Consider the following 6,314-nt stretch of genomic DNA (forward strand, 5'->3'; position numbering starts at 1 on the left):
TATATCACCTATATCATTCTATGTTTCTTCTTTCCATTTAACACAAATAGATTAAATACATCACATAGGAAAGTAACATCAAAAGACCACCTATTCTATTTAATTCATGTCGATAAATCGTTAAAAGCCATAATAAACAACCACTTCCTATAGCTACAAACATATCTACAATAAATTTACTTTCAAAAGGTACTGGACAAATTAAAGAAACACCTCCAGCAATAAATAAAATATTAAAAATATTACTTCCGACAATATTTCCAATCGCAATACCCGCATGATCTTTTCTAGCTGCCTGTAAAGAGGTTACTAATTCAGGCAACGATGTTCCAAAAGCAACAATCGTTAAACCGATGAATCTTTGAGAAAAATGTAACCAATAAGCTATTTGAGTGGCTGCTTTAACAACCAGTTGACTACCAATCATAACAAAAAAGATGCCTAAACCAATCAACAACACACATCCTATAAAAGAGTATTGTGGAGAAACTTCCTCCTCACTTTCTTTTTGTGACAGCCAAAACAAATAAAGTAAATAAATGATAAACATACCTATTAAAATAAGTCCTTCTTGAAACGATACAACTTGTTGACTTTTTCCCATAACAAGTAAAACAAGACTTGAAAGCAACATATAAGGAATTTCAATGAACAATGTTGATTTTTCAATCTTTATTTTTGTAATCAAAGCGCTCATTCCTAAAACAATCAAAATATTTAAAATATTACTTCCAACAACATTCCCAATGGTAATTCCTGAATTTCCTTTTAACCCTGCTACTAATGAAACAGCTGCCTCTGGCAAACTGGTTCCCATCGCACAAATCGTCAATCCAATAACTAATTGAGAAACATGAAAAATACTTGCCAGTGAAGATGCTCCATCTACAAACCAATCCGCTCCTTTCACTAAAACAAAAAAGCCTGCTGTTAGTACAATAAGCGAATAAATCATTTTATCCCTCCTGTTTTCATTCTATTAAGATTTATTCATTAAATGAAAAAGAAGGGTAAATTTCCCTTCTTTCAATGATTATCGCTTGATTGAAATAAAATGACTTCTATCTATATATCTTATTTTCTTTTGTTCAAAAAGATCAATTATTTGTAAAAAACGTGCATCTTGTTTACATTCAAAAGAATATTGTTGATTGCTTGTTGTTACTAACATACAAACTACCTTTTGTTTTAAAGATAGATCAACTTCATAAAAATCATCATAGTCTATTTCAAAAAGCTTATGTTTTTCTATATCATAACATTCAACTTTATCACTTGAAAAATATAAATATTTTTCAAAATCTTTATCTTCCATTATTTCTTAATGAATACCAAAGAATAACCCAGAAAAACGAAAGGCTTTTTTATATTCCTTATATGCTTTTTCTAATTGATCAAGACTTAAAATAAGTTTTACTTTCACCATTTTTTCTCCTTATATAAAATACTATCGTTATAATTAAACAAATAACTACATAAAAATCTATAGCAGGTAATGGAAAAGAAAGTTGAACTTGATTTCCATGAAATAATTTATTAAAGATAAATAAGATAATAAGTAAAATTATATTTTTTCGATAATCTATGACATCACTATTCCATAAGGCAATAAAATATAAAATAGGTAAAAAATAAAATAAACAATAAATAATAAAACTAATATGAATACTAATATATCCTAAAGAATTTAAAGAATTTGTAAGTAAGCTTTGACCACAAACCATGGTCATGATCATCAAAATTTCCATTAAATAATCAAAGACCCATACTTTATCTATTATCTTCATATAAATCTCACATTCCTTTCTACATATATTCTAATAAATACTTTATTTGCCTAGAGATGTAATTTATCTTTTCCTTACTTTTATTATATTATTATATTATTTATATATCAATATTATTTTTATTATTTTAATACAAAAAAGATCTAAGAAATTCTTAGATCTTTAATCGTTGATAATATTTAATATATTTAGAAAGTGGTAATCCTTCTTTGTTATTGATATAAAAAACTTCTTGACCCTTTAATACAACATATTTTTGTTTATATTTAAAACATAAATCACTATCTTTTTGAGTTATCAGAGGATATTGCTGAATAATTTTTTTATAAGCTATTTTATTTTTAAAAATATTTTCTACTTGATATTCAAAAATACCTTTTGAAATAGCCGCCGTATATCCTTTATAATAGCCTTCCATCATTCCATGATCCCCTTCAATAGAATATCCTTGATATAACATTCCACCATCTTCATAGCTATAAGGTTGTTGTAAGCTTTGGACAGGTTCAATAGCGTTATAAGGATCGCCATCTGCTGGATGGTCATACAAACTTAAAGCAATTGTAGCAATAACACAAAGATAAACAATCGCATTAGATTTTTGATGTTTTTCTTTATAAAGATGTCCAAGATAACCAATTAACCAAGAAATAAGTAAAATCAGAAATGATTTGAAACCATTTTGTTTTAATAAATCTAATAAAATCAAAATAATCCCAACATAAAGATTTATTTTAGATAAAGTATTAAAAATATTTTCTAAATAAAAGGGCTTATTTTCCATTACTTTTTTTAAATGTGATAGATTACATAAGCCAAAAAAGAACAAAGAGAAGCTTATAAGACTTACAGCAGTATAAAATAAATAAGTACCAAAATAAAAAGTCAAATAAGGTAAACTTGGCAACCCATGTATTTTAAAAGGTTGATAAGCAATTAATAAAACAATGGCCATGATCATTAAAAAATAATGAGTTGTAAAATTATAGATCGTTGATAAGATTTCTTTTTTATCACCTACATCTTGTTTTAAAGGTTGAGCAAAAAGATCTTCAACTTCTACTACTTGTAACCCGAAATAATTAACAATAATACGGCATCCTGCTTCTTTTATATCTTTATTTATTTGTTTATAATATATTTTATAATGCTTTCTTTGTGGTGTTCTTTTTTCAAATGTTAAAAAATTTAGACTTATATTTTTTAAATACCATCCTTCTAAAGCTTTATTTTCTAATAAATCAATAAATTGATCTTCATTTACTAAATAATCTTTTGTAGATATTCTTTTATATTTCATAAACATCACCCATCTTTATTATATCAATATATTATATTTATTCAATAAATATTATTTTTATTATAAAGTATATAAAAAGTTGCCTAAGCAACTTTCTATGGTAGTGGTTTTTCACTTGCAAGATAGAGATCATACCATTCTTGTCTTGTAAGCGTAAAATCACATGCTTTAATTGTTTCTTTTAAATGCTGAGAGGATGTTGTCCCTACGATTGGTTGCATATGTGCAGGATGACGAAGTAACCAAGCAATCGCTATTGCTGGTTTAGTTACTTGATATTTATGAGCTAATTGTTGCATAACATCATTTAATTTTTGATAATTTGGATGATCAATAAAAGTTCCTTCCGCCCAAGAAGCTTGGATTGAACTCCATGGTTGGATCGTAATATCATTTAAACGACAATAATCTAAAACACCACCATCTTTATCTTGCGCAAATGCTTCTTTCATATTCATATTTAATCCTGAATCAATCATTACTGAATGAACGATTGATAATTGTAATTGATTAATAATAATTGGATATTTTAAATATTTCTTTAATAATTCTATTTGTAAAGGTGTGTGATTAGAAACACCAAAATAATGAACTTTTCCAGCTTCATATAATTCATTAAAAGTTTCAGCAACTTCTTGAGGATCACATAAAGCATCTGGTCTATGAAGCAAAAGAATATCTACATAATCTGTATGTAATCTTTCTAATGATTCATTGACACATTTTAAGATATGTTCCTTAGAAAAATCATATCTTTTTCCAGGAACAATACCACACTTTGTTTGAATAATCATCTGTTTTCTATATTCAGGATGTCTTTTTAATACTTCACCAAATAATTCTTCTGATTTTCCTCCACCATAAATATCTGCATGATCAAAAAAATTAATTCCTGATTCTAGAGCAGTTTTGACAAGTTCTTCCACTTCTTCAATGCTTTTATCAGCAATTCTCATACATCCTAAAGCAATCTTTGATACCTTTAAATCCGTTTGTGGTAATGTTAAATATTCCATAGATAGCTCCTTTATAATTTTAATAAATTTAAACCAATTTCTTCATCAAAGTAACGATCTACTTGTCCATTGATGACTTGAATAACCATTTCACATGTTGCTGAAACAATTGCTTTATTTAAATGACCACCAAAAACTTCTCCTTGATCATTTCCAGCAGATAGATGCATATGACTATAATATTCACCATTCATTGTATTAATAGTTCCCGTAAGAGATACAATTTCATAATCACCTTTAAATTCATTAGCATAATATTTCTTTTCCTTTGTTTTAAAAACACCGACTGTAAAATCATTAATTGCACCTAAAGCTTGAATACTTGCAAGTTTGATATTTTCTTTTAAAGCAATATTTTTAACTTGTTCAACAATATCTTCACCCTTATCAATTCTTGCAATAATTGTATTTTCAAATTTTTTATATTTCATTTTCTTTCCTCCTATTGATAAACCCGATATTTCCATTTTCCTTTCAAAAAACGTGTTGATAATAATAAACATCTAGAAATATTATCTAAAACCATCATGATCCAAACACTTTCAAGTCCAAATGAAAAGACATTGATCATGAGCATTGAACCAAAAATCCTTATTCCCCACATCGTAATCAAAGAAAATACAAATGGTGCTTTGGTATCCCCCATTCCATTAAAAGTTCCTTCTAAAATAATCAAGATACCATAGATTGGTTCACTAATAGAAACAATCCTTAATACCCTAGTTCCTAAAGCGATAACTTTTTGATCAGGAGTAAAAATCGACATAATATTTTGAGCATTTATGAATAATAAAACACCAGCAATAGCCATGATACTTAAAGTAATTGCACATGTAAGATACGTCATTCTTTTAACTTTAGATTCATCTTTTTCACCAACAGCATTTCCTACAAGTGTACTTGCTGCTGATTGGAAACCATACCCCGGTGCATAAAACGCTTGTTCTGCTTGAATTGCTATCGAATGTGTTGCCAAAGAAACAACTCCTAATTTAGCAATCAACGAAGCAAAAGTAACATGTCCTAAACAAATAACACTTCTTTCCATAACAACAGGAATAGAAATTTTTAAACATTCTAAACATACTGGTTTATGAAAATGAAATCCTGTATGTTTAAAATCAAAGATTTTATTTTGATAATAATGTCTAAACATCAAAATTCCTCCAACAATATAAGAAATAGCTGAAGCTATCGCTGCTCCGGCTACAGATAAACCAGCTCCATAAACAGTTATACCAAATATCTTTCTTGTCGGATAAATTAAAAAGAAATTTAAAATGATATTGATTATATTCATATAAACATTGATCATCATTGGTGTTTTCATATCTTTAACAGCTCTTAAAGTTGAAGAGAGAATAATAATAAATGTTCTAAATATAAATGGTGCTGATACAATTAAAAAATATAAAAAAGCATCATGCCTTATTTCTTTGGCACCATTGAGCCAACCAGGTAAAAATGGAGCAATTATGATACTAATAATAGTTGTTATCAATCCTATAATAAAAGAAATAAATAAGGCTTGTTGACCCGCAATCTGTACTTTTTTATAATCTTTAGCGCCATCTGATTGAGCACATACGGCTAAGACACCCACTCCAAAGGCAACCGAAATACTTCCTAACAACCAAGTAACAGTAGATGTTAAACCAACTGCTGCAGAAGCTGTTGCTCCCATAGAACCAACCATCGCTGTATCTACATAAGTCACTACCGTATTCATTGCTTCTTGAATAATAGCAGGCCATGCAAGATGACATATATTTTTTATCTCATTTCCATATTTCATCCTATAACCTCCAATAATTCTATTATACAAACAAAAAAAGGAATAAACAATGTTATTCCTATAATTCTTGATACATTCTTGTACGTTTCACATCTAAATATTTCCAATATTTTCTTTCCCTACCACCTACAGCTATTACTAAATCATCACTGTATCCAAAAACTCTGGCAATTGTTCCTTTTTTCACTTTAGAAATATGAGTTAATTTTCCATCTAATATTGCATACTTCATAATAGCTACCCCCTTTATCTATCTTTATTATAGATAAATAAAAGAAATATTGTTTTCATAAGTATGTATTAAACACCTAAAAAACGTATTTATAGTATATATACATGAAAAAGAGGTCCTCTATTTAGAGGCTCTATACTAAAACTGGAGGGGAAATATATCCTGCTCCAGTTTTCTTATATTT

At 28.0% G+C, this 6,314-nt stretch carries 8 protein-coding genes; all 8 read right to left on the bottom strand.

Annotation, left to right across the window (positions count from 1 at the left end; genetic code table 11):
- Positions 1–37: 37 nt before the first annotated feature.
- The gene (locus HUU89_RS11895) at positions 38–955 is read right to left on the bottom strand and encodes a calcium/sodium antiporter (protein ID WP_175301860.1); all 918 of its coding nucleotides are present in this window, start codon (positions 953–955) and stop codon (positions 38–40) included.
- 78 nt (positions 956–1,033) lie between these two features.
- On the bottom strand, positions 1,034–1,315 hold the full coding sequence (locus tag HUU89_RS11900; protein ID WP_175301861.1) for a hypothetical protein: 282 nt from the start codon (positions 1,313–1,315) through the stop codon (positions 1,034–1,036).
- Positions 1,316–1,394: 79 nt separating this feature from the next.
- The gene (locus HUU89_RS11905) at positions 1,395–1,787 is read right to left on the bottom strand and encodes a hypothetical protein (protein WP_175301862.1); all 393 of its coding nucleotides are present in this window, start codon (positions 1,785–1,787) and stop codon (positions 1,395–1,397) included.
- Positions 1,788–1,941: 154 nt separating this feature from the next.
- Complete coding sequence (locus tag HUU89_RS11910) at positions 1,942–3,087, bottom strand: DUF2812 domain-containing protein (RefSeq protein WP_175301863.1); 1,146 nt, start codon at positions 3,085–3,087, stop codon at positions 1,942–1,944.
- A gap of 95 nt (positions 3,088–3,182) precedes the next feature.
- A complete protein-coding gene (locus tag HUU89_RS11915; protein ID WP_032090605.1) occupies positions 3,183–4,103 on the bottom strand; it encodes an aldo/keto reductase family oxidoreductase in 921 nt (306 codons plus the stop codon).
- A gap of 11 nt (positions 4,104–4,114) precedes the next feature.
- Entirely contained in the window at positions 4,115–4,534 is a 420-nt protein-coding gene (locus HUU89_RS11920; RefSeq protein ID WP_022001844.1) for a PPC domain-containing DNA-binding protein, read from the bottom strand.
- Between the two features lie 11 nt (positions 4,535–4,545).
- Positions 4,546–5,898 carry an MATE family efflux transporter gene (locus HUU89_RS11925; protein ID WP_147579460.1) on the bottom strand — a complete coding sequence of 451 codons (1,353 nt, stop codon included), beginning with the start codon at positions 5,896–5,898 and terminating at the stop codon, positions 4,546–4,548.
- Positions 5,899–5,956: 58 nt separating this feature from the next.
- Positions 5,957–6,130, bottom strand: a complete 174-nt coding sequence (locus tag HUU89_RS11930; protein ID WP_167693747.1) for a hypothetical protein — start codon at positions 6,128–6,130, stop codon at positions 5,957–5,959.
- Positions 6,131–6,314 lie beyond the last annotated feature (184 nt).

The sequence above is a fragment of the Faecalibacillus sp. H12 genome, assembly GCF_013361255.1.
Classification (GTDB): domain Bacteria; phylum Bacillota_I; class Bacilli_A; order Erysipelotrichales; family Coprobacillaceae; genus Faecalibacillus; species Faecalibacillus intestinalis.

Excerpts from the sequence above, each read along its gene's own strand:
- HUU89_RS11895 (WP_175301860.1), bottom strand. The coding sequence starts at position 955 with ATGATTTATTCGCTTATTGTACTAACAGCAGGCTTTTTTGTTTTAGTG.
- HUU89_RS11900 (WP_175301861.1), bottom strand. The coding sequence starts at position 1,315 with ATGGAAGATAAAGATTTTGAAAAATATTTATATTTTTCAAGTGATAAA.
- HUU89_RS11905 (WP_175301862.1), bottom strand. The coding sequence starts at position 1,787 with ATGAAGATAATAGATAAAGTATGGGTCTTTGATTATTTAATGGAAATT.
- HUU89_RS11910 (WP_175301863.1), bottom strand. The coding sequence starts at position 3,087 with ATGAAATATAAAAGAATATCTACAAAAGATTATTTAGTAAATGAAGAT.
- HUU89_RS11915 (WP_032090605.1), bottom strand. The coding sequence starts at position 4,103 with ATGGAATATTTAACATTACCACAAACGGATTTAAAGGTATCAAAGATT.
- HUU89_RS11920 (WP_022001844.1), bottom strand. The coding sequence starts at position 4,534 with ATGAAATATAAAAAATTTGAAAATACAATTATTGCAAGAATTGATAAG.
- HUU89_RS11925 (WP_147579460.1), bottom strand. The coding sequence starts at position 5,898 with ATGAAATATGGAAATGAGATAAAAAATATATGTCATCTTGCATGGCCT.
- HUU89_RS11930 (WP_167693747.1), bottom strand. The coding sequence starts at position 6,130 with ATGAAGTATGCAATATTAGATGGAAAATTAACTCATATTTCTAAAGTG.